This window comes from Nevskia soli DSM 19509 (assembly GCF_000711955.1).
Lineage (GTDB): Bacteria > Pseudomonadota > Gammaproteobacteria > Nevskiales > Nevskiaceae > Nevskia > Nevskia soli.
The window spans coordinates 191,334-215,296 of sequence record NZ_JONR01000006.1 but is presented as its reverse complement, the minus strand read 5'-3'; the positions used below and the strand labels follow the sequence as shown (position 1 = coordinate 215,296).

The 23,963-nt window shown below is 64.9% G+C and carries 30 protein-coding genes and 3 tRNA genes; 30 read left to right on the top strand and 3 right to left on the bottom strand.

Annotated elements, in window-relative coordinates; translation table 11 throughout:
- Window positions 1-43: 43 nt before the first annotated feature.
- Window positions 44-640 (top strand): hypothetical protein, encoded by a 597-nt coding sequence (locus BP26_RS0103095; RefSeq protein WP_036515984.1) that lies wholly within the window; start codon window positions 44-46, stop codon window positions 638-640.
- A gap of 8 nt (window positions 641-648) precedes the next feature.
- Window positions 649-2,244: a GMC family oxidoreductase gene (locus BP26_RS0103090; protein ID WP_029919114.1), complete on the top strand. Its 1,596-nt coding sequence runs from the start codon at window positions 649-651 to the stop codon at window positions 2,242-2,244.
- Between the two features lie 90 nt (window positions 2,245-2,334).
- Here the strand turns inward: BP26_RS0103090 and BP26_RS0103085 are convergent, their stop codons facing one another.
- Window positions 2,335-3,936 (bottom strand): OpgD/OpgG family glucan biosynthesis protein, encoded by a 1,602-nt coding sequence (locus BP26_RS0103085; RefSeq protein WP_029919113.1) that lies wholly within the window; start codon window positions 3,934-3,936, stop codon window positions 2,335-2,337.
- A gap of 50 nt (window positions 3,937-3,986) precedes the next feature.
- Here BP26_RS0103085 and BP26_RS0103080 point away from each other — a divergent pair, with 50 nt between their 5' ends.
- The 7 genes from BP26_RS0103080 to BP26_RS0103050 all read left to right on the top strand — a co-directional run bounded on the left by BP26_RS0103080 (window position 3,987) and on the right by BP26_RS0103050 (window position 11,185).
- Window positions 3,987-4,673: an MOSC domain-containing protein gene (locus BP26_RS0103080; RefSeq protein ID WP_029919112.1), complete on the top strand. Its 687-nt coding sequence runs from the start codon at window positions 3,987-3,989 to the stop codon at window positions 4,671-4,673.
- Between the two features lie 121 nt (window positions 4,674-4,794).
- A complete protein-coding gene (gene hrpB / locus BP26_RS0103075) occupies window positions 4,795-7,353 on the top strand; it encodes an ATP-dependent helicase HrpB (RefSeq protein WP_157572331.1) in 2,559 nt (852 codons plus the stop codon).
- Window positions 7,354-7,414: 61 nt separating this feature from the next.
- Window positions 7,415-7,945 (top strand): GbsR/MarR family transcriptional regulator, encoded by a 531-nt coding sequence (locus BP26_RS0103070; protein WP_029919110.1) that lies wholly within the window; start codon window positions 7,415-7,417, stop codon window positions 7,943-7,945.
- 84 nt (window positions 7,946-8,029) lie between these two features.
- Window positions 8,030-8,392, top strand: coding sequence for a hypothetical protein (locus BP26_RS0103065; RefSeq protein WP_029919109.1), 363 nt, complete (start codon window positions 8,030-8,032; stop codon window positions 8,390-8,392).
- A gap of 53 nt (window positions 8,393-8,445) precedes the next feature.
- Window positions 8,446-9,231, top strand: coding sequence for a fatty acid desaturase family protein (locus BP26_RS0103060; RefSeq protein WP_029919108.1), 786 nt, complete (start codon window positions 8,446-8,448; stop codon window positions 9,229-9,231).
- Window positions 9,228-9,758, top strand: coding sequence for a hypothetical protein (locus BP26_RS0103055; protein ID WP_029919107.1), 531 nt, complete (start codon window positions 9,228-9,230; stop codon window positions 9,756-9,758). The genes BP26_RS0103060 and BP26_RS0103055 overlap by 4 nt, the downstream gene beginning before the upstream one ends.
- Before the next feature lie 62 nt (window positions 9,759-9,820).
- Window positions 9,821-11,185, top strand: coding sequence for a glycosyltransferase 87 family protein (locus BP26_RS0103050; protein WP_029919106.1), 1,365 nt, complete (start codon window positions 9,821-9,823; stop codon window positions 11,183-11,185).
- Window positions 11,186-11,222: 37 nt separating this feature from the next.
- Here the strand turns inward: BP26_RS0103050 and BP26_RS0103045 are convergent, their stop codons facing one another.
- Entirely contained in the window at window positions 11,223-12,860 is a 1,638-nt protein-coding gene (locus BP26_RS0103045; RefSeq protein WP_084182751.1) for an Aq_1262 family (lipo)protein, read from the bottom strand.
- A gap of 93 nt (window positions 12,861-12,953) precedes the next feature.
- Entirely contained in the window at window positions 12,954-14,111 is a 1,158-nt protein-coding gene (locus BP26_RS0103040) for an alkaline phosphatase family protein (RefSeq protein WP_084182750.1), read from the bottom strand.
- A gap of 210 nt (window positions 14,112-14,321) precedes the next feature.
- On the opposite strand from BP26_RS0103040, the gene BP26_RS0103035 reads away from it, so the two are divergent.
- The 21 genes from BP26_RS0103035 to rplF all read left to right on the top strand — a co-directional run bounded on the left by BP26_RS0103035 (window position 14,322) and on the right by rplF (window position 23,963).
- A tRNA-Tyr gene (locus BP26_RS0103035) sits at window positions 14,322-14,407 on the top strand.
- 39 nt (window positions 14,408-14,446) lie between these two features.
- A tRNA-Gly gene (locus BP26_RS0103030) sits at window positions 14,447-14,520 on the top strand.
- Between the two features lie 72 nt (window positions 14,521-14,592).
- Window positions 14,593-14,668, top strand: a tRNA-Thr gene (locus BP26_RS0103025).
- Between the two features lie 257 nt (window positions 14,669-14,925).
- Window positions 14,926-16,125 (top strand): elongation factor Tu, encoded by a 1,200-nt coding sequence (tuf, locus tag BP26_RS0103020; protein ID WP_029919103.1) that lies wholly within the window; start codon window positions 14,926-14,928, stop codon window positions 16,123-16,125.
- A gap of 160 nt (window positions 16,126-16,285) precedes the next feature.
- Window positions 16,286-16,603, top strand: coding sequence for a 30S ribosomal protein S10 (rpsJ, locus tag BP26_RS0103015; RefSeq protein WP_029919102.1), 318 nt, complete (start codon window positions 16,286-16,288; stop codon window positions 16,601-16,603).
- 20 nt (window positions 16,604-16,623) lie between these two features.
- Complete coding sequence (rplC, locus tag BP26_RS0103010) at window positions 16,624-17,259, top strand: 50S ribosomal protein L3 (RefSeq protein ID WP_029919101.1); 636 nt, start codon at window positions 16,624-16,626, stop codon at window positions 17,257-17,259.
- Window positions 17,260-17,270: 11 nt separating this feature from the next.
- Entirely contained in the window at window positions 17,271-17,876 is a 606-nt protein-coding gene (gene rplD / locus BP26_RS0103005) for a 50S ribosomal protein L4 (protein WP_029919100.1), read from the top strand.
- Complete coding sequence (rplW, locus tag BP26_RS0103000; protein ID WP_029919099.1) at window positions 17,873-18,190, top strand: 50S ribosomal protein L23; 318 nt, start codon at window positions 17,873-17,875, stop codon at window positions 18,188-18,190. Before rplD ends, rplW begins: the two co-directional genes overlap by 4 nt.
- A gap of 15 nt (window positions 18,191-18,205) precedes the next feature.
- Window positions 18,206-19,036 carry a 50S ribosomal protein L2 gene (rplB, locus tag BP26_RS0102995; protein WP_029919098.1) on the top strand — a complete coding sequence of 277 codons (831 nt, stop codon included), beginning with the start codon at window positions 18,206-18,208 and terminating at the stop codon, window positions 19,034-19,036.
- A gap of 15 nt (window positions 19,037-19,051) precedes the next feature.
- Complete coding sequence (gene rpsS / locus BP26_RS0102990) at window positions 19,052-19,351, top strand: 30S ribosomal protein S19 (protein ID WP_029919097.1); 300 nt, start codon at window positions 19,052-19,054, stop codon at window positions 19,349-19,351.
- 12 nt (window positions 19,352-19,363) lie between these two features.
- Complete coding sequence (gene rplV, locus BP26_RS0102985) at window positions 19,364-19,717, top strand: 50S ribosomal protein L22 (RefSeq protein ID WP_029919096.1); 354 nt, start codon at window positions 19,364-19,366, stop codon at window positions 19,715-19,717.
- Between the two features lie 12 nt (window positions 19,718-19,729).
- Window positions 19,730-20,419, top strand: a complete 690-nt coding sequence (gene rpsC / locus BP26_RS0102980; RefSeq protein ID WP_029919095.1) for a 30S ribosomal protein S3 — start codon at window positions 19,730-19,732, stop codon at window positions 20,417-20,419.
- Window positions 20,420-20,469: 50 nt separating this feature from the next.
- Window positions 20,470-20,883, top strand: coding sequence for a 50S ribosomal protein L16 (gene rplP / locus BP26_RS0102975; protein ID WP_029919094.1), 414 nt, complete (start codon window positions 20,470-20,472; stop codon window positions 20,881-20,883).
- Window positions 20,883-21,098: a 50S ribosomal protein L29 gene (gene rpmC / locus BP26_RS0102970; RefSeq protein ID WP_029919093.1), complete on the top strand. Its 216-nt coding sequence runs from the start codon at window positions 20,883-20,885 to the stop codon at window positions 21,096-21,098. Before rplP ends, rpmC begins: the two co-directional genes overlap by 1 nt.
- The gene (gene rpsQ, locus BP26_RS0102965) at window positions 21,095-21,385 is read left to right on the top strand and encodes a 30S ribosomal protein S17 (protein ID WP_029919092.1); all 291 of its coding nucleotides are present in this window, start codon (window positions 21,095-21,097) and stop codon (window positions 21,383-21,385) included. Before rpmC ends, rpsQ begins: the two co-directional genes overlap by 4 nt.
- Window positions 21,386-21,389: 4 nt before the next feature.
- On the top strand, window positions 21,390-21,755 hold the full coding sequence (rplN, locus tag BP26_RS0102960; RefSeq protein WP_029919091.1) for a 50S ribosomal protein L14: 366 nt from the start codon (window positions 21,390-21,392) through the stop codon (window positions 21,753-21,755).
- A 12-nt stretch (window positions 21,756-21,767) separates the two neighbouring features.
- On the top strand, window positions 21,768-22,094 hold the full coding sequence (rplX, locus tag BP26_RS0102955; protein WP_029919090.1) for a 50S ribosomal protein L24: 327 nt from the start codon (window positions 21,768-21,770) through the stop codon (window positions 22,092-22,094).
- Window positions 22,095-22,107: 13 nt separating this feature from the next.
- Window positions 22,108-22,647 (top strand): 50S ribosomal protein L5, encoded by a 540-nt coding sequence (gene rplE, locus BP26_RS0102950; RefSeq protein ID WP_029919089.1) that lies wholly within the window; start codon window positions 22,108-22,110, stop codon window positions 22,645-22,647.
- A gap of 12 nt (window positions 22,648-22,659) precedes the next feature.
- The gene (gene rpsN / locus BP26_RS0102945) at window positions 22,660-22,965 is read left to right on the top strand and encodes a 30S ribosomal protein S14 (RefSeq protein WP_029919088.1); all 306 of its coding nucleotides are present in this window, start codon (window positions 22,660-22,662) and stop codon (window positions 22,963-22,965) included.
- Window positions 22,966-23,026: 61 nt separating this feature from the next.
- A complete protein-coding gene (gene rpsH, locus BP26_RS0102940) occupies window positions 23,027-23,422 on the top strand; it encodes a 30S ribosomal protein S8 (RefSeq protein WP_029919087.1) in 396 nt (131 codons plus the stop codon).
- Window positions 23,423-23,432: 10 nt separating this feature from the next.
- On the top strand, window positions 23,433-23,963 hold the full coding sequence (gene rplF / locus BP26_RS0102935) for a 50S ribosomal protein L6 (protein WP_029919086.1): 531 nt from the start codon (window positions 23,433-23,435) through the stop codon (window positions 23,961-23,963).

Sequence of the window (23,963 nt, the reverse complement as noted above, 5' to 3'; positions counted from 1 at the left end):
ACACCTGCGCCGGATTACATTATCCCGCAACCGGGGAGAACAGATGCGGAATCTTCCGAGCTCCGAGGCCGGAGCAGGGCCGGAGACGGTCGACGCTACCCGCCGTACGCTGCTGCAAACGGGCCTGTTCGGCTCGTTGCTGCTTGGCGCGGCCGGCGCCACGGCGACCCTGAGCGGCTGCACCGGGCGCACCGAGGCCACCGCCGCCGGCTACAAGTTCCTGCGCGATGCCGACCTGCCGTTCCTGCGCGCCCTGCTGCCGGGCGTGCTCGGCTCGCTGCTGCCCGCCGCTGGCATGGAGCGTGACCGCCTGCTGGACGATCTGCTGCACCGCATCGACCTGAGCGGCTATCGCCTCGGCCTGCCTTCGCAGAAGGCCCTGGCGCAGCTGTTCGACCTGCTCAACATGCGCCTGACGCGCCGCCTGATGGCCGGCATCGGTCCCTGGGAAGAATCCACTCCGGCGCAGGTGCAGGCCTTCCTCGAACGCTGGCGCGGCAGTTCCTTCGCCGTGCTCAATACCGGCTATCGCGCGCTGATCAAACTGGTGGCCGGCTCGTTCTACGGCACGCCGGCCGGCTGGGCAGCGGCCAACTATCCCGGTCCGCCGCCGGGTCCCTATCAGGTGTTCAACAGCTAACAACCCCCATGGCCATTGACGATATCTACACCAAGGGCATTGCCGACGGCTGGAAGGTCGTCGACGCCTCGACCCTGAAGCAGGACCAGACCTATGAGGCCGATGTCGCCATCATCGGCAGCGGCGCAGGCGGCGGCACCGCCGCTGAAATCCTCAGCGCCGCCGGGCTGAAAGTGCTGATCCTGGAAGAGGGGCCGCTGCAGACCGCGGCAAACTTCAAGGACATGAACGATGCCCGCGCCTACGGCGAGTTGTACCAGGAGGGTGCGGGTCGCGCCACCTCGGACGGCGCCGTCGCCATCCTGCAGGGGCGTTCGGTCGGCGGCACGACCACGGTGAACTGGACCTCCAGCTTCCGCACCCCGCCGCAGACGCTGCAATACTGGGCCGACACCTTCGCCCTCAAGGGCGGCGGCGAGGCGGACATGGCGCCGTGGTTCGCGCAGATGGAAGAGCGGCTCGGCATCTCGCCCTGGGCGGTGCCGCCGAACGCCAACAACGATGCGCTCAAGCGCGGTGCGGACAAGCTCGGCTGGGCCGCCCATGTCATCCCGCGCAATGTGCGCGGCTGCTGGAACCTGGGCTACTGCGGCCTCGGCTGCCCGACCAACGCCAAGCAGTCGATGCTGGTCACCACCATTCCGTCCGCGCTGAAGAACGGCGCGCAGCTGGTGCACCACGTCTCGGTGCGCAAGCTGCAGTTCAGCGGCGGCAAGGTCAGCGGCCTCAGCGCCGAAGCGCTGGGCCCGGATGGCGTCAAGCGCAGCGGCGTGAACATCACGGTGAAGGCGCGGCACTACGTGCTGGCCGGCGGCGCCATCAACAACCCGGCGCTGCTGCTGCGCTCCAACGCCCCCGATCCGCACCAGCGCATCGGCAAGCGCACCTGCATCCACCCGGTGAACCTGTCGCTGGCGATGATGCCGGAGAAGGTGGAAGGCTATTACGGCGCGCCGCAGTCGGTGTATTCCGACGAATACCAGTGGAAGCACGGCGCCACCGGGCCGGCCGGTTACAAGATCGAAGTGGCGCCGATGCAGCCGCTGCTCGGCAGCGTGATCTTCGGCCGCTACGGCGAGGAGTTGAAGACCGGCATGGCGCAGCTGCCGAACATGCAGTCGATGCTGGCCCTGCTGCGCGACGGCTTCGATGAACAGAGCCCCGGCGGCAGCGTCGAAATCGACGACAGCGGCGCCCCGGTGCTGCACTACGACTTCAGCGACTACATGTGGGACGGCTTCCGCCGCGCCTACCTGAGCATGGCGGAACTGCAGTTCGCCGCCGGGGCGAAGCAGGTGATGCCCCTGCACCTGGATTCACGGCCTTACGAGAGCTGGGAGCAGACCAGGACGGCGATCGGCGGCTTGCAATACCGCAAGCAGCGCGTGCCGGTCTTCACCGCACACCTGATGGGTGGTTGCGCCATGGGCGAGGACGAGAAGCTGACGGTGGTGGACAGCGATGCGCGCTTCCGCCACGCCGACAACCTGTCGATCATCGACGGCTCGATTTTCCCGACCAGCATCGGCGCCAATCCGCAGCTGTCGATCTATGGCTTCGCCTGCAAGAACGCGACGAAGCTGGCAGGGGTGTTGAAGGCTTGAAGGTAGCCCGGGAAGCGCGCAGCGCTACCCGGGAATGCACCTTTGCGCCGACCCCGGGTAGCGCTACGCGCTTCCCGGGCTACCTGAGCTTCAGAACTTCCGGTCGCCCGGCGCCGGCGGCGTCCACTGGTAGATCCAGGTTTCGCTCAGCGGCTGCCCGTCGCTCTTCAGGTACATGCGCAGGTTGATCGGGTCGAGGCTGTCGTCCGTGGGGCGGATGTCGAACATCGCGCGCCAGCCCTTGATCGAGGCCAGCGGCCTTGCCGAGGTGATTTCCACCGTGCCGCGCGAGGCTTCGATCACCGCCTCGACCTTGGTGTTGGGGCCGAGCATGGCCAGGTTGCCGCCGGCGAAATCCACGGCGAAGCGCCGGGAGAAGTAGCTGCGCGCCTGGCCGATGACGCCGCCGATGCCGTCGCGGGTGGCCCGTACCGTGGCCAGATGCGGGGTCACCGGCGGGGTGCGGCACCAGTGCAGTTTGTAGCCGAACAGCAGCTCCTGCCCGGCCTGCGGCTTTTCCACCGGATTCCAGAAGGCGACGACGTTGTCGTTGGTCTCGTCGTCGGTGGGCAACTCCACCAGCATCACCGCGCCCTTGCCCCAGCCGGCGCCGCCGGGACCGACGCGGGGCTCCACCCACAGGCTCGGGCGCTTGTCGTAGAACACGCCGTCGTCCTGGTAGTGGTCGAAGTTGCGGTCGCGTTGCAGCAGGCCGAAGCCGCGCGGGTTTTCATCGTAGAAGGAATTGGTGTGCACACCGGTCGGATTGACCAGGGGGCGCCAGATCCATTCGCCGCTGCCGGTCCATAGCTGCAGGCCGTCGGCATCGTGGATCTCCGGGCGCCAGTCGTCGCCGCGGCGTTTATCGTTTTCGCCGAACTGGTACATGCTGGTCAGCGGCGCGATGCCGACGCGCTCGATGGTCCGGCGCGGATACAGGGCGGCATCGACGTCCATCACCAGGGTGTCGCCCAGCGATACCAGGAAGCGGTAGGCGCCGGTGACGCTTTTCGAGTCGAGCAGGCCGTAGACGTAGAAGCTGTCCGAACCCGGTGCCGGCCGTTCCAGCCACCAGCTGGTGAAGGTGGGGAATTCCTCCGGGTCGAGGCCGGAGTCCACCGCCAGGCCGCGCGCCGACTGGCCGTATTGCATGTCGCCGTCCACCGCGCGGAAATAGCTGGCGCCCTGGAAGGCGGCGACGTCGCGCACCCAGTCGGTATGGAACAGCACGCGGAAGCCGGCGAAGCCCAGGTCGGGCGGCAGCGTGCCGCCGCGGATGCCGCTCTTGCCATAGTCGAACATGGCCGGGTCGTAGGCCAGTTCCTGCGCGCGGCCGTCGACCACTTCGTGGATCAGCACCGGCGTGACCATGTGCCAGCCGAGGTGGAAGAAGCGCACCTGCGCGTGCAGGCCCTGCTCACGCCACAGTGAATGTTCGTCCTTGAACTGGATCGCCTGCCATTGATCCCAGGTCATCTGCCCCAGCTTGTCCGGCACCTGCCCGGCCCTGGGCTGGAACGGCTGCTTGCCCAGCGCGCGCGCCTGGCCTTTGAGCCAGGCGTAGTCGAACGGCTGCGGCTGACCCAGCTTGCGCAGGTCCGCTTCGGCGGGGAGGCTGAGCAGGAGAGACGGCGCGGTAAGACCGAGGGCGGCGAAAGCCACGGCGGACTGTAGGACTTCGCGTCTCTGCATATAGGTGTCGATATTGGTCGGTGTGGACCCTGAGCAGACATAATACCCGCATGAAGAGTTCACCCCGGGCTTCCTCTCCAAGTGTTTCGATCCTGGGCCTTTATGCCGGGCGGATTCGTCCGATGCCGGGCGACGGCCGGCCTACCGCCATCTTCAAGCAGCCGGTGATGGAGCGGGTGCGCATCGCCTGGGACGGCATGGAGGTCGACGTGCAGGCCGACCGCCGCCACCACGGCGGCACCGAGAAGGCGCTGCACCACTATCCGCTGGAGAACCACCGGCGGCTGGCGCGGCAGTTTCCCGAGCTGGCGGAGCAGTTCGTGGCCGGCGCCATCGGCGAAAACATCTCCACCGAGGGCTACGACGAAGCCTCGATCTGCCTTGGCGATGTTTACGCCTGCGGCAGCGCCCGCATCCAGGTCAGCCAGCCGCGCACGCCGTGCTGGAAGATCGACAGCAAGTTCGGCCGCGAGGGCATCAGCGCCTATGTCGCGGAGCAAGGCATCTCCGGCTGGTATTACCGCGTGCTGGCGCCGGGCGAGGCGCAGGCCGGCGATGCATTCACCCTGCTGGAGCGCAACGAGGATGCGGTATCGCTGGCGCAGTTCTGGGAGGCTTCGCGGACACGGCGGCCCGCACTGGAAGATTTGCAGCGCATTGCCGATACGCCCGGATTGACCGAAGCCTGGCGGCAGAAGCTGCGGCAGCGGGTTGAATGGCTGAGAGCCAACGCTTAGACGATGACTAGACGTCATCGTCTGTTGGATCGGAGGCCCGGCCAAGGATGGCCGGGCGGAGGGTGGGAAACCTCGATGCCGTCTCGCCAGGGACGGCAATGCCAGGTTTGAAAAAAAGACCGTGAAACCCTCTTTACCCGACCTGCCCGTCGCGGAGGCCCTGCCGGCTTTGCGCGCCGCCCTGGCCGCTTCCGGCCAGGCGGTGCTGGCCGCGCCGCCCGGCTCGGGCAAGACCACCCTGGTGCCGCTGGCCCTGCTGGACGAGCCCTGGCTGGCCGGCAAACGGATCCTGATGCTGGAGCCGCGGCGGATTGCCGCCCGCGCCAGCGCGGCGCGCATGGCCTGGCTGTTGGGCGAGAAGGTCGGCGAGACCGTCGGCTACCAGATCCGCTTCGAGAAGAAGGTATCGGCCGCCACCCGCATCGAGGTGATCACCGAGGGCCTGCTGACGCGGCGCCTGCAGGCGGACCCGGAGCTGCCCGGTGTGGGCCTGGTGATCTTCGACGAATTCCATGAGCGCAGCCTGGACGCTGACCTGGCCCTGGCGCTGACCCTCGACGCACGGGCCAATCTCAACCCCGGGCTGCGCCTGCTGGTGATGTCGGCCACGTTGGATACGCAGCGCGTATCGGAATTATTGACCCGCGCCAGCGGCCACAGCGTCATCCCCGCCAGGGATTGGCGGGGATCCAGTGACAGGGATGTCTCAGGTGCGCAGATCATCGAGAGCGGCGGAAAATTATTTCCGGTCGATGTGCGCTATGCGCCGCCGCGTGCAGGCACCGATCTCGACGTGGCGATAGCGGACGCCTCGATCCGGGCCCTGTCCGAAACCGAGGGCGACATCCTCGCCTTCCTGCCCGGCGGGCGAGAGATTCGCGGGGCGCAACGCGCGCTGGAATCGCGGCTGGCGGGGAAGGTGCATTTGTTCCCGCTGTTCGGGGATCTTTCCAGCGCCGAGCAGGATGCGGCCCTGCAACCGTCCACAGACGGCCGCCGCAAGATCATCCTCGCCACCAACATCGCGCAGACCAGCCTCACCGTGGAAGGCGTGCGCACAGTGGTGGATGGCGGCTATGTGCGCGTGGCGCGCTTCGATCTCGGCGCCGGCGCCAACCGCCTGGAGACGCAGCGCATCTCCCGCGCCAGCGCGGACCAGCGCGCCGGCCGTGCCGGCCGTCTCGGCCCCGGCGTGGCCTATCGCCTGTGGAGCCGCGATCAGCAGGCGCAGATGCCGGCGCACGATACGCCGGAAATCCTCGCCGCCGACCTATCGCGGTTCGCGCTGGAAGTGGCGGCCTGGGGTGCGGACGTCACCCAACTGGCGCTGCTCGATCCACCGGCGGCCTCGTCGTGGAGCTATGCCCGCGAGCTGTTGCTGGCGCTGGGCGCCGTTGATGGCGATGGCCGCATCAGCGCACATGGCCGCGAACTGGGTCGCCTGCCCACTGCACCGCGCCTCGGCCACATGCTGCTGGCGGCGAAGACTCTGCGGCTTGCCGGGTCCGCCGCCTGGCTGGCGGCGGTGCTGGACGAGCGTGAAACCAGCACCGACCTGGAGCAGGCGGTGAAGATGTTCCATGGCGGCCGTGCCGAACCCGGCGCGCAGCGGCGCGTGCGCGAGGCGGTGCGGCAGTTCCTGCGCATCGCGGGGGTCGAGGAAGAGCGGGCCGAAAGCGCGGACGCCGCGGTGGGCCGATTGGTGGCGCTGGCTTTTCCCGAGCGCATCGCCCGCCGCCGCGCCGAGCAGAACCCGGCGTTGCGCGGCGGACGCGATGCCATCTTCCTCTGCGCCGACGGCGGCGAGGCGCGCTTGCCGCAGCACGATGCGCTGGCCCAGGCCGAGTGGCTGGCGGTGGCGCACTGGGACCCGGGCGTGCCGCGCCGCATCCGCCTTGCCGCCTCGCTCAGCGAGGCCGAGGTGCAGCGCGACCTGCAGCCGCGCATCGTCGCCCACAACGAAGTCCGCTGGGATGCGCAGAGCGAAACCGTGGTGGCCGAGCGGCAACGCCGGCTCGGCGCCATCGTGCTGGAGCGCAAGCCGCTGCGCGAAGGGGCGGGCGAGGCGGTGCGCGCAGCCATGCTGGAAGGTGTGCGCAGCCTGGGCATCGGCGCATTGCCGTGGTCAGAGGATGCGCGGCAGTGGCAGGCGCGCGTGTCCAGCCTGCGGGCCTGGCGGCCTCAGGACGGCTGGCCGGATGTTTCCGATGCTGCCCTCGAGGCCACGCTGGAGCAATGGCTGCCGGCCTACCTGGACGGCGTGACGCGCCGCGATCACCTGGCGAAGCTGGACCTGGTGTCGATCCTCAATGCGCTGTTGGACTACGCCCGGCAGCAGCAACTCGCGCGCCTGGCGCCGACCCGCCTGGAGGTGCCGAGCGGTTCGCACGTCGCCATCGAGTACCAGACGGACGGCGCGCCGCCGGTGCTGGCGGTGAAGCTGCAGGAACTGTTCGGCCTGACCCAGACGCCGACGGTGAACGAGGGCCGCAACCGCGTCTCGCTGCACCTGCTCTCACCCGGCCGCCGGCCGATCCAGGTGACGCAGGACCTGGCCGGCTTCTGGGCGCGCACCTACGCCGAGGTGAAGAAGGAGCTGAAGGGGCGTTATCCCCGCCATCCCTGGCCGGACGATCCGCTCACGGCGCCGCCCACCGCAAGGGCCAAGCGCCGGATTTGAGTGGGCTTGCAAATCCCGGCGAATATCTGTAATTTCTGTACAGACAGAAATATCGAGTCTTATGAAACTGAGTCCTGCCAGCGAGAAGTTCGTGCTGCACTGGGGTGAGATGGGCGCCCGCTGGGGCGTCAACCGCACCCAGGGGCAGATCCATGCGCTGTTGTACCTGGCCGACCGGCCGCTCAATGCCGAGGAGATCGCCGAGACGCTCAGCGTGGCGCGCTCAAACGTCAGCAACAGCCTGAAGGAACTGCAGGGCTGGGGGCTGGTAAAAATCGTCCACACCATGGGCGACCGCCGTGATCATTTCATCGGCATCCAGGACGTGTGGGAGATTTTCCTGCTGATTCTCGAAGGCCGCCGCAAGCGCGAGATCGACCCCACCGTGAGCGTGATGCGCGAGTGTGCCAAGGAGGCCGAGGCCAGCGGCGATCCTGCGAAGGACAAGGTGCGCGCCATGCTCGATTTCCTCGATGTGATGCTGGAGGGTTATGAGCAGGTGAAGCAGATTCCGCCGCAGGCGCTGTTGCAGCTGATGAAGATGGCGCAGCAGATGCAGGGCGCGATGATGAGCAAGCCGAAGCCTGGGTGAGGTATTTTTTTGTCTATATATTTCTGTATTAACAGAAATAACTGTAAAGAAGTTCATTTGAAGTCCATGTCAAGGAGGTGTGCGATGAACGAAGAACTGCTGTTTCTGAGTGAAGTCGGGTTGGCCGCGGCCATCAGCCTGGGCGTGATCGCCTATCTGCGCGGCATCCTGCGCAGCATGCTGCTGGAGATTTGCGACCGGCAGCCGCAGCGCGCTGAATTCTGGGTGCGCCTGCTCGACATGATGATGCTGATCGCGCCGGTGATCCTGATGATGCTGTTCGGCGTCGATCAAGGCAGCGGCTTCGCGGTGTTGCGCCGCGCCTTGCTGCTGGTGCTGATCGGACAGTTCATCTCCCTGGCCATCGTCGGTCGGACCATCTGGGGCTTTCTCCAGCCGCAGTGGCGGTCGACGCCCGCTGCATCAGCGGTGCCGCCCCTCAACTGATTGCCGCCGCCATTACAGGACCGAATACCGACCACAGTAGCGGGAGGCAGGCCATGCAAGCTGAAACCATTGCGGGAAAAGTCGAATGGCGCGATCTGGTGAAGGTGTCGCGCGCCGAGGTGTTGAAGGAACTGGCGTTGCCGCTGCCCTGGCTCGCGGCCTCGCTGGCCGCGGCTGGCTGGGGCGCGTGGCCCTTGGCCTGGGTTTGCTCCTTCATGCTGTTCCTCACCGGCCTGCGGCTGGTGCACAACGCCTATCACTACGCCGTTGGCCTGTCGCGTCCCGCCACGGAGTGGGTGATGTTCGTGATGAGCGTGGTGATGCAGTGTTCGATGCATGCGGTGAAGGTGAACCATCTGCGGCATCACCGTTACTGCATGACCGAAGAGGACGTGGAAGCCATGAGCGTGCGGCTCAGCGGCTGGCAAGCGATCCTGATCGGGCCGTGGTTTCCGCTGCGATTGCATGGCAAGGCGCTTCAGGTGGGAAGCCCGGCCGAGAAGCGCTGGATCGTGGCGGAACTGCTGGCCAATGCAGTATGGGTGGCGTTGGTGTTCGGGGTCTGGGACGTCGCGGCGCTGCGCTACCACGTCATCGCCATGACCATCGGCGAGTGCCTCACGGCGTTCTTCGCGGTGTGGACGGTGCACCACGGCTGCGAAGACGGCGCCCCGATCGCGCGCAGCCTGCGTAGCCGCTGGCAGAGCTGGCTGGCCTACGGCATGTTCTTTCACCTGGAGCATCACCTGTTTCCGCGGGTGCCGACCTGTCACCTGGAAACATTGGCGCGGCGGCTTGATGAAGCGGCGCCGGGTTATGCCTGGAGGTCTGTACTGTGAGCGGCTTTCCGGTGCGGGCCCTGGTTCATGCCGCCCTTGCGGCCGTTGCTGTCCAGCCCATCGTCTTCTGTATCTGGCCCCTGCTGCCGGTGGTGCTCAGCGGCACGGAAGTGTCGTGGCAAGAGGTGCTGGCGCTGCTGGCCTGCGTGCTGGTAGTGGCGAGCGTCTTCGTCATCCTGCTCGGTGTGCCTTCTTTCCTGCTGCTGCTTCGTCTTGGTCAACCTACGTTTCTTGCAGCGGGGCTGACCGGTTTTTTCGTCGCTGCCATGCCATTGGCAATTCTGTCGTGGCCCTCGCAGCAGGGGATGACTTCATCGGGCGGCAACTGGTTTGGCCGCCAGGTCGAGTTCTACGTCTCCGGTGTTCCTACTCTGTACGAATGGCTAAGCTTCGCCGACGGCCTGCTCCGGCTCGGGTTTTACGGGCTTATCAGCGCTTTGGTATTTTTTGCCGTCTGGCGCAAGCGGCTTTATGGCCGGGCTTTTTGCTGCGCGTCCCAGTCGAGCCACAGCCGTCCGTCCCGATAGGTGCGGCCGCATTGCCGTCACGGAAGCGGGCATTTCCCGCAGTGGGGTGAATAGAATATGCAATGATCGATTTTCAACGCTTCCGTTCGCAGGGGCTGGTCCTCGCAATCATCATCGTCATGATTCTGATGGCGACAGCATCGTTCCGTTTCTGGAGTGATCTGCCTAATCAGCTGGGCGTCGATTTCTACCAGTTCTGGGGCATCGCCAAGAGTCAGCAGAGCAGTGGCTTTCGTCTGGGGAGCCCTTATCGAAATCCTGCCGGATATCAGCAACAGTTGCTGAAGCTGGCCGCGGTTGAAGGGGATGCGGAACTCGTTGCTGCGGTGGGCAAGCGGGAGCAGCCGGATCTGACCGGATCACCGTTGCTCTACTACCTTCTCGGAATGCTTCCGCAGAAATACACGGTGGCGTTGTGGAGCTTCCGCACGGCGCAGTTTGTCGCCTTCGCGCTGGCTGCGTTCCTCCTTGTCCGGCGGCTCACATCCGGCCCGGTCTCGGCCCTGACCTTTGCCGTGGCGCTCGCGGCCGCTTTTGATCCTCTGTTGCTCGATATGGCGGTGGGCAACCTAAGCTCTTTCCAACTGCTCGGTTTGGTGCTGGTGGCCGGTCTGCTGGAGCAAGGCGGCGCCAGCAATGTTCGCATCGGTTTGGCTCAGGCTTTGCTGGTCACTGTCGTGCTGGTTCTGCTGACACTGGTCAAGCCGAGTATTGCCGCCGCGACGGCACTGGCTGGACTGTGTCTCTACCGGAAGACTGAGCGGCGCGTCCGCACCATCATCGCCGTCACGGCGGGGGCGGTATGCGCTTTGCTGTACGCCTTGCCCTGCATGCTGTTCAATTCCGCGTCCGTTTGGGCGGATTGGTGGAGCGGAACATTCTCTTCGGTGGACCGGCTGGCTTATGCCGGGGGCGACGGCAATTACTCGGGCGTCGGCCTACTCTCCAGCCGACTCGGCATTTCCATCGCTGCCGCAATGGCGTTGGTCGGTACCTTTCTTCTGGTGTCCTTGCTATGGCCGATCGTCTCGGTTTGCGCGACGACATCCAAGGCCGGAAGGGATTACCTGGCCGTGATCAGGAACGGCTTGGTCGACCCCTATTTGTGCATCGCATTCGGCGTGGTGGTGTCATTCGCGTTGTCGCCGCTGGTGTGGTCCCATTATCAGGTCCTGGGGATCATTCCGGCTCTGTGGCTATGCTGGAACCAGGGCACAAGGAACCGACTACCGCGCATCGCAGGCTGGCTGGCGCTGCTGTTGATGGCCGACCTGCCCCGGCGCATTTACCTCCTGGCAGGCGTTCCCTGGATCCTGATCGAAGCCTGCCATGGGTTCAGCTGGCTGCTGCTGTGGGTGGGGATGATTACGGTGTGCCATCTCCAGGAGCGGGAGCGGATCAAATGTGTAGCGGTGCGCAGTGAGTGAATCGCGTCTGCCGTGGGCGAGCGGGGGTTGCCGGCGTTCAGTGCCCTGCGCGTTGAGTGTTGGTTCGCAAGGCATCCCAATCGAGCCATAACTTGCCATCGCGATAGACTCGATCGCTGGCTTTCAGTGCGGTATCGGTGTTGTCGAGTTGCGCGTGCACATTGGCGGCGGGGGCGAGCAGGGCGTCGCGGCCATGGATGAAGCTTTGTTCGCGCACGATCAGCATGTAGGCCTTGTCCAGTTGCAGGGCGCGGCTGCGCGAGGGGGTGATGAGGTCGCGGATGTCGCCCTTGCCGCCGGGGGCGGCGCGGCGCACTTTGGCGGTGTCGAGTTTGCCGCGCGGGAAGTAGCGTTCGAGCATTTCGGCGTTGGCGCGGAATTCGTCGCCGCCGCCGACGCGGCGCAGGTAGCGCAGGATTTCCGGCTCCTTCGAGCCGGCCTGCGGCACGTCCTGGATGCCGGCCAGGCTCTGCGGTCCCCAGCCGGCGGCGCCGGGCACCTTGCGCGGCAGGCTGAAGGTCTGGTCGACGGTGACGCCGATGCCGGTGTGGCAGCCCATGCAGTAGATCTGCTCTTCGCGGCTCTGCAGGCGCAGGCGGCCGGCGGCGTCCTCGATGTAGCCCTGCAGGCGCCAGCCGAAGGCATTGGTCTGGCCGCTGTAGGAGGTGCCGCTGTAGTGGGGCAGGCCGCCGATGTCGCGTTCCTGCGCTTCCTCGTCGTAGCGCCACTGCCGCGTCTGTTCGTTGAGCCGGAAGCGCTTGATGGCGTAGCGCACTTCCTTGAAGCGGGCGGACATCAGTTCCGGCGCGTCGGGATCGATGTAACGCACGGTATGCAGGAATTCGGTGCCTTGGGGGTAGTCGTAGCGCAGCACGGCCTCGCCGGCGCCGCCGCCGGCGTAGTGGGCGGGGAGGCCGCGGATGCGGCTCACGCTGCCGCCGATGCGGCCGTCGCCGTCGAGGTCGATGCCGGCGGCGGCTTCGTCGATGGGCTCGATGCCGCGGCTCAGCCTGGCGTCGGGCACGGTATCCGGCACGGCCATGGCGGCTTCGAGGATGGCGAGATTGGCCTTGTAGACGGCGCGGGAGGGATGGCCGGCGGCGTCGGTGCGGAAGCGCGCGGGCAGGCGGATCAGCACGTCGTCGGTGGAGCCGTTGGTGGGCCAGAAGGTGCCGGGGAAGGGTTTGTAGCGGAAGGCGCGCCAGTCGGAGCCGTCGCGGGCGAAACCTTCCGCGTCGAAGCCCTGGCGGTAGTCGAGGTCCGGCACCCAGCCCTGGTAGCCGGCTTGCGCCAGCAGGGCGGGGCGCAGGGCGGCGTAGTTGTCCTGGCGGATGTAGGCGAGGGCCTCGGCGTCGCCGATGCCGGCGATGGCGGCGCGGCGGTCCTGGAACAGGTTGGTCCAGTGGTTGGTGCGGCCCAGGTCACTGAAGTCGTAGCGCTGCTGCAGGCGCCAGTCGTCGGTCTGGTTACGGCCGTTGCGGCTGGTGTGGCAGGTCCAGCAGGGATTGGAATTCGCGCCGGTGCGGGTGTAGCACTGCGGCGGTACGCCGGCTTCGACGTTGCCGATCAGCTTCTCGGCCGCGGCGGCCGAGAAGGGGTCGTAAGCGGCGGCGCCGGCCGGTGATGCGGGCGGTGTCTGCGCCGGAGCCAGCGGCGACGCGACGGCGAGGAGCAATGCCGGCCACAGCCGCGGCGCACGCCGCGGAAGCGCCGCGGAGGAGCGCGGGGATCGGCGCGGGCGAGGGCGCGGGATTGGCATCCCGCGAGTTTATTGCTTCGCCGGAAACTCGGGCATCACCTGGGTGTAGACGTCGCTGCCGAAGCCGGCTTGGCCGCTGGCGCCGGCATAGCCCAGGTAGGCCAGGCCGAAGATGTCCTGCACGCTGCGCAGCATCGAGTAGTGGTTGTAGGCGGTGGCGGTGACGGTGCCGGCCTTGATGAAGGGCGACAGCAAGACCGCGCCGACCTTGCCGCCGCCGGGGCCGAGCAGGCCGGGCAGCAGGGTGTTGGGGCCCGGGCCCTCGCCGCAGCAGGCGGAGGAGTCCGAAGTCACGCCGTTGGATTCGTCGAAGGTGATGATCAGCAGGCCGTCCTTCTGGAAGGCGGGCGAGGCCAGGATCTGCGGCACCCATTGCTGCAGGAAGGTGTTGATCGAGGTCAGGCCGCCGGGTTCGCCGTTGGCGCAGGGCGAATCGTGGCCGTCGTGGCACAGGCTGGGGGTGATGAAGGTGTAGTTGGCGGTGCTGTCGACGCTGCCGAGGTCGGCCGGCAGCTTGTCCAGGTTGACGACGTGGCTGTCGCAGCTGGCCTGGTCGTCGATGACGCTGTGGAAGTACATGAAGGGGTTGTGGCGGGTGGCGTATTGGTCGGTGGCGCTGGCGGCCTGGGTGCCGTCCTTGGAGCCGATTTTCGGGTGGCCGCAGGTGGCGGCTTCCCGCGTAGGATCGGCGCCCATGTCCTCCATGTAGCCCTTCCAGCTCAGGCCGGCCTTGCTCAGCTGGTCCGGCAGGCTGGCGACGCTGGTCGGGTAGATGCAGCCCTGGCCGATCGCCTGGCCGTTGGCGCCCAGGGTGGTGCCGGTGAAGTCGCTGTAGGTCTGGCAGTCGAGCTGGGTAACCAGGTTGGGGCCTTGCCCGCTGATCATGGAGATGTAGTTGTCCAGGCTGTTGTGGCCGATGCCGTAGTAGTTCTGCGCCAGGGCGCCCTTGGCGGGCAGGGTTTGCGCGAGGTAGGGCGCCGGCGAGCTGGCGCCGAAGGAATTGTCGTAGTCCTCGTTTTCCAGGATCAGCACGAAGACGTGGCCGATGCGGGAGGAGGCGGGCAGGCCGTTGGAGCCGCTGTCGCTGCTGCTGCCGCAGCTGGTGATCGAGGCGGCCAGCAGCGCCGTGCACAGCATCAGACCGAAACGTTTTCCCTGGGCGAGCATGTTGTTTATTCTGGTTGATGATCGATAAAGATATTGCAAGCTTATTGCATTTTGTTGAAGCGTCATTGCGCTGAATGAATGAGCCGGGTCCGGGCGTGCTCCGGCCGAAATTTTCTGGCGATATCGGCCCGCCCGGCGCCGGTTTTGCTTGACAGCGCAGCCCCCGTCCAAAACAATATGTGGCTCAGCTCACGCGAACAAACATTCTCGGGAGGGGTACTCAAGCGGCCAACGAGGGCAGACTGTAAATCTGCTGGCTAACGCCTACGTAGGTTCGAATCCTACCCCCTCCACCACTGAGGATCGTGGTAAAGGCTGCAAAGCGGTTGAAGCAGGCGGGTGTAGTTCAATGGTAGAACTTCAGCCTTCCAAGCTGATAGCGTGGGTTCGATTCCCATCACCCGCTCCAGTTTATGGACCAGATGGAAGGTTGTCCCCGCGGTAGAGGTTGTTGGCAAGCAGTCGGCAGTTTTCGGTTTTCGCCCACCTAGCTCAGTCGGTAGAGCACACCCTTGGTAAGGGTGAGGTCGCAGGTTCGATTCCTGTGGTGGGCACCATATTTTGAAGCGGTACGGTGGTGTCGCGCGGTTTGAGGAGGGCTGAGTTCGAGAATCGAACCTGCGACCTCGGCGAATAACGGGTCGCCTTACGTCGGCGTGAGCCGACACAAGTTCGATTCCTGTGGTGGGCACCAGATTTTTTCCAGGCACTGCCCGTCGGCGGTGCTGTTTTTGTTGTTTTTTTGATTGTATTTGGCGGCAACAGTCCCAAGTATTTGTGTTCGGTTGGTTCATAGAAGGCACGGAGATCAGCGATGGCCAAAGAGAAATTTGCGCGAGTAAAGCCGCACGTCAACGTAGGCACGATTGGCCACGTGGACCACGGCAAGACGACCACGACGGCTGCGCTGACCAAGGTGTCGGCGGACAAGGGCTGGGCGACGTACGTGCCGTACGACCAGGTGGCGAAGGCCTCCGAGAGCCAGGGTCGCCGCGACAGCACCAAGATCCTGACCATCGCCACCAGCCACGTCGAATACTCGACCAAGGCGCGCCACTACGCCCACGTCGACTGCCCCGGGCACGCCGACTACGTCAAGAACATGATCACCGGAGCCGCCCAGATGGACGGCGCCATCCTGGTCGTGTCCGCCACCGACGGCCCCATGCCGCAGACCCGCGAACACGTCCTGCTGGCCAAGCAGGTCAACGTCCCCCGCATCGTCGTCTGGCTCAACAAGTGCGACCTGGTGGAAGACGCCGAACTGCTCGACCTGGTTGAAATGGAAGTCCGCGACCTGCTCAACAAGTACAACTTCCCGGGCGACGACACCCCCATCATCCGCGGCTCGGCCACCAAGGCCATCGCCGGCGAAGCCGAGTGGGTGCAGAAGATCGAAGACCTGTACGACGCTCTCGACACCTACATCCCCGAGCCCCAGCGCGAAATCGACAAGCCCTTCCTCCTGCCGGTCGAAGACGTCTTCTCCATTTCCGGTCGCGGCACCGTGGCCACCGGCCGCATCGAGCGCGGCATCGTCAAGGTTGGCGAAGAAGTCGAGATCGTGGGCCTGAAGGACACCGTCAAGACCATCATCACCGGCGTCGAAATGTTCCGTAAGCTCCTCGACGAAGGCCGTGCGGGCGACAACGTCGGCCTGCTGCTGCGCGGCACCAAGCGCGAAGACATCGAGCGCGGCCAGGTATTGTGCAAGCCGGGTTCCATCACCCCGCATACCAACTTCGAAGGCGAAGTCTACGTCCTGACCAAGGAAGAAGGCGGCCGCCACACCCCGTTCTTCAAGGGCTACCGTCCGCAGTTCTACTTCCGCACGACGGACGTGACGGGCTCGGTGGAACTGCCGGAAGGCACCGAAATGGTGATGCCGGGCGACAACATCAAGGTCAAGGTCGAACTGATCGTGCCGATCGCGATGGAAGAGCAGGTGCGTTTCGCCATCCGCGAGGGCGGTCGTACCGTCGGCGCTGGCGTCGTCACCAAGATCCTGAAGTAAAAGACGAAGTTCAGATTCAACTGCGCCCCTGCGACGCGAACATTCGCGCCGCAGGGTATTGCAGTCCCCGCGGGGCACGGCTATAATTCGCGCCCTTCTGTTTCATCCCCGGTCCACTTTCTGTTGCCCGGGAACCGTTCTTTAAGACTTGAGTGAGAGCATGGCCGCTACCAGCCAATCGATTCGCATTCGGCTCAAAGCCTTCGATCATCGCCTGATTGACAAATCAGCCCGCGAGATCGTGGAGACTGCCAAGCGTACCGGCGCCGTCGTGCGCGGGCCCATCCCGCTGCCGACCCGCAAGGAGCGCTACACCGTCCTGGTGTCGCCGCACGCCGACAAGGACGCGCGCGACCAGTACGAAATCCGCACCCACAAGCGCCTGATGCAGATCATCGATCCGACCGAGAAGACCGTGGACGCCCTGTCCAAGCTCGATCTCCCGGCCGGCGTCGAAGTCCAGATCCGCGTCAACTAAGAGCCGAAGGAGATCACATCATGACCATCGGCATCGTAGGGCGTAAAGCGGGCATGACCCGCGTGTTCACGGAAGGCGGCGAGTCCATCCCCGTCACCGTGATCGAGTGCAGCCCCAATCGCATCACCCAAGTCAAGACTGTGGAAACCGACGGCTATCGCGCCGTGCAGGTCACCATGGGCGAGAAAAAACCCAGCCGCGTCAACAAGGCGCTCACCGGCCATTACAAGAAGGCCGGCGTAGCCGCCGGCGACGGCCTGTGGGAGTTCCGCCTGCAGGACGGCGAGGGCACCGACTTCGCCCCCGGCGCCGAGATCAAGGTCTCCGTGCTCGAAGGCATCAAGGCGGTCGACGTCAGCGGCATCAGCCTGGGCAAGGGTTTCGCCGGCTGGCAGAAGCGCTGGAACTTCGGCGGCGGTCGCGCCAGTCACGGTAACTCCCTGTCTCACCGCCGGCCCGGCTCCATCGGCCAGCGCCAGAGCCCGGGCAAGGTGTGGAAGGGCATGAAAATGGCCGGCCACATGGGTGACCGCAACATTACCGCACTCAATCTCGACGTCGTGAAGATCGACCTCGAGCGCAATCTCCTGCTGGTCAAGGGCGCAGTGCCCGGCCACAAGGGCGCCGACGTTGTCGTGCGTCCGACGGTGAAGTGAGAAATTAGGCCATGGAACTGCAACTCCATCAGAGCAAAGACAAACTGGACGTGGCCGATGCCGTGTTCGGCGTCGACTTCAACGAGCCCCTGGTTCACCAGGTGGTGACGGCGTATCTGGCTGGCGGCCGCTCCGGCACCGCCAAGCAGAAGACCAAGGGTGAAGTCCGCGGCGGCGGCAAGAAGCCGTGGAAGCAGAAGGGTACCGGCCGTGCGCGCGTCGGCTCCATCCGCAGCCCGTTGTGGCGTGGTGGTGGCAAGGCGCATGCCGCCGTGCCGCGCGACCACAGCCAGAAAGTGAACAAGAAGATGTATCGCGGCGCGCTGCGCTCGATCATCTCCGAACTGAACCGCCAGGGTCAGCTGCTGATCGCCGACAGCTTCACCGTGGAAGCGGCGAAGACGCAGAGTCTGCTGGAAAAGCTCAACAAGATTGAGGCCAGCGACATCCTGATCATCACCGACACCCTGGACAAGAATCTGTACCTGTCCGCCCGCAACCTGCACACCGTCGACGTGATCGATGTCGAAGCGATCAATCCGGTGGCGCTGTTGTCGTTCAAGAAGGTGCTGCTGACGGCGCCGGCGGTGAAGAAGCTGGAGGCCTGGCTGTCATGAGCAAAATCAGCATTGCGGGCGAGCGCCTGCACAAGATCATCCTGGCCCCGGTCGTCTCCGAGAAGAGCACCCGCGCCGCTGAGAAGGCCAACCAGGCCGTGTTCAAGGTGCTGCGCGATGCGCGCAAGCCCGAGATCAAGCAGGCCGTGGAAAAGCTGTTCAACGTCAAGGTCGAGGGCGTCCGTACCCTCAACGTCAAGGGCAAGTCCAAGCGTTTCGGCGCCTTCTCCGGCGTCCGTTCCGACTGGAAGAAGGCCTACGTCACGCTCGCCGAGGGCCAGGAAATCGATTTCCTGTCCGGCGCCAGCAATTAATCGGTAGATAGAGCCATGTCTTTACAGAAGATGAAGCCGACCTCGCCCGGACGCCGCCATGTGGTGGCGGTCAAGGTCAAGGGTCTGCATAAAGGCCGTCCGCATGCCCCGCTGCTGGAGAGCAAGAGCTCGACCGGCGGCCGCAACAACCACGGCCGCATCACCACCCGTCACCAGGGCGGTGGTCACAAGCAGCAGTACCGCATCATCGACTTCAAGCGCGACAAGGACTCGATCCCGGCCACGGTTGAACGCCTGGAATACGATCCGAACCGCAGCGCGCACATCGCCCTGCTGCTGTACAAGGACGGCGAGCGCCGCTACATCATCGCCCCCCGCGGCGTGGTGGAAGGCGATGTGCTGCAGTCCGGTTTCGACGCGCCGATCAAGCCGGGCAATGCCCTGCCGCTGCGCAACATCCCGATCGGTTCGACCGTGCATTGCATCGAGCTGCGTCATGGCAAGGGCGCCCAGCTGGCGCGCTCCGCCGGCGCCGCCGTGCAGCTGGTCGCCCGCGAAGGCGAGTACGCCACCATCCGCCTGCGTTCCGGCGAGATGCGCAAGGTGCACAGCGAGTGCCGCGCGGTGATGGGCGAAGTCAGCAACAACGAGCACAACCTGCGCCACTGGGGCAAGGCTGGCGCCCGTCGCTGGAAGGGCATCCGCCCGACCGTGCGCGGCGTCGTCATGAACCCGGTGGACCATCCGCACGGCGGCGGTGAGGGCAAGTCCGGTCAGGGCAACCCGCACCCGGTGTCGCCGTGGGGCCAGAAGGCCAAGGGTCTCAAGACCCGCAAGAACAAGCGTACGGATAAGTTCATCGTACGCAGCCGTCACAAGAAGTAAGCCTGGAATAGAGCCATGCCGCGTTCAGTCAAGAAAGGCCCGTTTGTCGATCACCATCTGGCGAAGAAGGTGTCCGATGCGCAGGCGAGCCGCGTCAAGAAGCCGATCAAGACCTGGTCGCGCCGTTCGATGGTCACCCCCGACATGGTCGGTCTGACCCTGCAGGTGCATAACGGCCGTCAGCACATCCCGGTGTTCATCACCGAGAACATGGTCAGCCACAAGTTGGGCGAGTTCGCGCCGACCCGTAATTTCAAGGGCCACGGCGGCGACAAGAAGACCGCGCCCGGCGCACCCGCCGCGAAAGCCGCGTAAGGAATGAGTGCCATGCAGACTCAAGCCGTACTCAAATTTGTCCGCCTCTCGCCCCAGAAAGGCCGCCTGCTCGCCGACCTGGTGCGCGGCAAGCCGGTGGGCGAAGCGCTCAACACCCTCAAGTTCTCGCGCCAGCGCGCGGCCGGCATCATCCGCAAGGTGCTCGAGTCGGCCATCGCCAACGCCGAGAACAACGACGGTGCCGATGTCGATGAGCTGAAGGTTGCCGCGATCTACGTCGACGAAGGTCCGACGATGAAGCGCATCCGTCCGCGCGCCAAAGGCCGCGCCGACCGCATCCTCAAGCGCACCAGCCACATCACGATCAAGGTCTCCGACGGCCGTGCCGTCGCCGGCAAAGCGTAAGGGCGAAGAATCATGGGTCATAAAGTCAATCCGAACCTCTTCCGCCTGGGCATCACGACCAAGTGGACGTCGAACTGGTACGCCGAGCGCGGCGCCTATGGCGATAACCTCGCCAAGGACATGCAGGTCCGCGCGTTCCTGCTGAAGAAGCTGGCGCAGGCCTCGGTGTCGCGTGTGCAGATCGACCGCCCGGCCAAGTCCGCGCGCGTCACCATCCACACCGCGCGTCCCGGCATCGTCATCGGCAAGAAGGGCGAGGACATCGAGAAGCTGCGGCAGGAAGTGTCCAAGATCATGGGCCTCAAGCCCGACTCCGTGCACATTTCCGTCGAGGAAATCCGCAAGCCGGAGCTGGACGCCAAGCTGATCGCCGAAAGCGTCGCGCAGCAGCTCGAGCGCCGCATTATGTTCCGTCGCGCCATGAAGCGCGCCGTGACCAACGCCATGCGCCTCGGCGCGGGCGGCATCAAGATCCAGGTCGGTGGCCGTCTCAACGGTGCTGAAATCGCCCGCTCGGAGTGGTACCGCGAAGGCCGCGTGCCCCTGCACACCCTGCGCGCCATGGTCGATTACGCCACCGCCGAAGCGCGGACGAATTACGGCGTCATCGGCGTCAAGGTGTGGGTGTTCAACGGCGAGGTGTTCGAGGCTGAGCACCACGGCGGCAAGAAGGACGAAGGCGCCGAGGCTGCGGCTGCTTAAGGTCCGGACTTTTCGAATATTTACGCCCAGAAATTTAGGAGTGTGCTGCCATGATGCAGCCCAAGCGCACCAAGTACAGAAAGCAGCAAAAAGGCCGTAACCGCGGCCTGGCGCAGAACGGCAACAAGGTCAGCTTCGGCGAATTCGGCCTGAAGTCGACCGAGCGCGGCGCCATTACTGCCCGCCAGATCGAGGCCGCTCGTCGCGTCATCACGCGTTACGTGAAGCGCGGCGGCAAGCTCTGGATCCGCATTTTCCCGGATGTTCCGGTGACCAAGAAGCCTTTGGAAGTGCGTATGGGCTCGGGCAAGGGTAACGTCGAGTATTGGGTCGCCAAGATCCAGCCCGGCAAGATGCTGTATGAAATGGAAGGCATCACCGAAGCCGAGGCACGCGAAGCGTTCAAGCTCGCCGCTGCCAAGCTGCCGGTGAAGACCACCTTCGTGTTCCGGACGATTCTGTAATGAAGACCGCAGACTACATCAAGGACTTGCGTGGCAAGTCCGAGACCGAATTGAAGACCGAGCTGGCCGCGCTGCGCAAAGAGCAGTTCAACCTGCGCATGCAGGCGGCGGTTGGCCAGCTGACCCAGTCGAATCTGGTGCACAACGTGCGCAAGAAGATCGCGCGGGTCAAGACCATCGTGCAGCAACAGGCCAAGAGCGGGAAGGCGTCATGAGCGAACAGGCAAGCACTGAAACCAAGGCCAAGCGCCGCATCGTCGGCCGCGTGGTCAGCAACAAGATGGACAAGACCATCACCGTCTCGGTCGAGCGCACCGTGAAGCACCCGCTTTACGGCAAGCTGCTGCGCAAGACCACCAAGCTGCATGCCCACGACGAGAAGAACGAGTGCCACGAGGGCGACCTGGTCGCCGTCGTCGAGACCCGTCCGCTGTCGGCGAGCAAGCATTTCCGCCTGGTCGAGATCATTGAAAGCGCCACCGGCGCCGGCAAGGGAGCCTAAGACCATGGTTCAGCAGGAATCAATGCTGGTGGCCGCCGACAACAGCGGCGCCAAGCTGGTGCAGGTGATCCAGGTCAAGGGCAGCACGCATCGTCGTTACGCCGGCATCGGCGACATCATCAAGGTCACGGTGAAAGACGCGATCCCGCGCGGCAAGGTCAAGAAGGGCGAAGTGCACGATGCCGTCGTCGTGCGCACCAAGCACGGCGTGCGCCGTCCGGACGGATCCACCATCCGTTTCGACAGCAACGCGGCCGTGTTGATTACCACCAAGCTGGAGCCGGTCGGCACCCGTATCTTCGGACCGGTCACCCGCGAGCTGCGCGAACGCTTCATGCGCATCATCTCGCTGGCTCCCGAAGTGCTCTGAGGTAGAAGGCTCATGCGCAAGATCAAGAAGGGCGACGAAGTCGTCGTCATCACCGGTAAGGACAAGGGTCGTCGCGGCAAGGTCAGCGCCGTGCGTGACGATGGCCATCTGATCGTCGAAGGCATCAATGTCGCCAAGAAGCATCAGAAGGGCAACCCCAATGCGGGCGTCGCCGGCGGCATCGTCGAGAAGGAAATGCCGATCGACGCGTCGAACGTGATGCTGTTCAACCCGGCCACCGGCAAGGGTGACCGCGTCGGCATCAAGTTCGTCGGCGAAGGCGAGAACCGCAAGAAAGTGCGTTTTTTCAAGTCCAACCAGGAAATGGTGGACGCGTAAGCGAGTAATGGTCATGTCTGCCAACCTGCACACCTATTATCAGAAGACTGTCGCGCCGGAGCTGCAGAAGAAGCTCGGCTGTAACGCGATGGCCGTGCCGAAGATCACCAAGATCACGCTCAACATGGGCGTGGGCGAGGCGACTTCCGACCGCAAGGTCATCGAGCACGCCGTTGCCGACATGACGGCGCTCGCCGGCCAGAAGCCGGTGGTGACGAAGTCGCGTCTGTCCATCGCCGGCTTCAAGGTTCGCGAGAACTTCCCGGTCGGCGTCAAGGTGACGCTGCGTTCCGAGCGCATGTACGAGTTCCTGGAGCGCCTGGTGTCGATCGCGCTGCCCCGCATCCGCGACTTCCGCGGCCTCAAGGCCAGCGGCTTCGACGGCCAGGGCAACTACAACTTCGGCATCACCGAGCAGATCATCTTCCCGGAAATCGACTACGACAAGGTCGACCAGATCCGCGGCATGAACATCACCATCACCACCACCGCGAAGACGGATGAGGAAGGACGCGCGCTGCTCGACGCCTTCAGCTTCCCGTTCCGCAAGTAAGGCGAACAGACCATGGCCAAGACCAACATGATCATGCGCGAGAAGAAGCGCAGCGCTCTGGCGAAGAAGTACGCCAAGAAGCGCGCCGAACTCAAGGCGACGATCATCAATGAAGAGGCGAGCTACGAAGAGCGCGCCGCCGCGGTGGACAAGCTGCAGAAGCTGCCGCGTGATTCCAGCCCGACCCGCCAGCGCAACCGTTGCAGCATCACCGGCCGTTCGCGCGGTGTGTACCGCAAGTTCGGCCTGGCCCGCACCAAGCTGCGTGAAGCGGCGACCCGCGGTGAAGTGCCCGGTCTGAAGAAGGCCAGCTGGTAAAGCCAGCGGCTAGAGATTCAAAAGCTGTAGCGTCGACCACCGAAGAAGATTTGAGGCAAGTATGAGCATCAACGATCCTATCGGCGACTTTCTGACCCGTATCCGTAACGGTCAGCAGGCTCGCAAGAAGCAAATCACGTCCCCCTCGTCGAAGCAGCGCGAGGCTGTCGCCGCCGTCCTCAAGCAGGAAGGCTATATCGGCGACTATTCGGTCAAGGCCGAGGGCAACAAGAAATTCATCACCGTCGCCCTGAAGTATTTCGACGGCAAGCCGGTCATCGACCGCATCGACCGCGTCAGCAAGCCTTCCTTGCGCATCTACAAGGGCAAGGACGAGCTGCCGAAGGTCCTGGGCGGTCTCGGTATCGCCATCATCTCCACCCCGTCCGGCGTGGTCAGCGACCGCCAGGCCCGCGCGGCCGGTCACGGCGGCGAAATCATCTGCCTGGTCGCCTGAGGATACCGCCATGTCACGAGTCGCAAGAATGCCGGTGAAGATTCCGGCCGGTGTCCAGATCAGTGCCGCCGGTGGCGTTGTCACCGTGAAGGGCGCCAAGACCAGCCTGTCCCTGTCCCTGCCGAAGCTGGTGGAACTGGAGATCAAGGATGGCGAGGCCCACGTCACCGCCGAATCGATCAAGATCAACGCCGCGATGTCCGGTACCGTGCGCGCCCTGCTGGCCAATATGGTCGGCGGCGTCACCAAGGGCTACGAAGAGAAGCTGACCCTGGTCGGCGTGGGTTATCGCGCCGCGGTGCAGGGCCGTAAGCTGAACCTGTCGCTCGGCTTCTCCCACCCGGTGGAATACGCCATTCCGGAAGGCCTCACGGTGGAAACGCCGAGCCAGACCGAAATCGTCATCAAGGGTGCGGACAAGCAGGCGGTCGGCCTTGCCGCCGCCAAGATCCGCGCCTACCGTCCGCCGGAGCCTTACAAGGGCAAGGGCGTTCGCTATTCCAACGAAAAGGTTTCCCTCAAGGAAGCCAAGAAGAAGTAA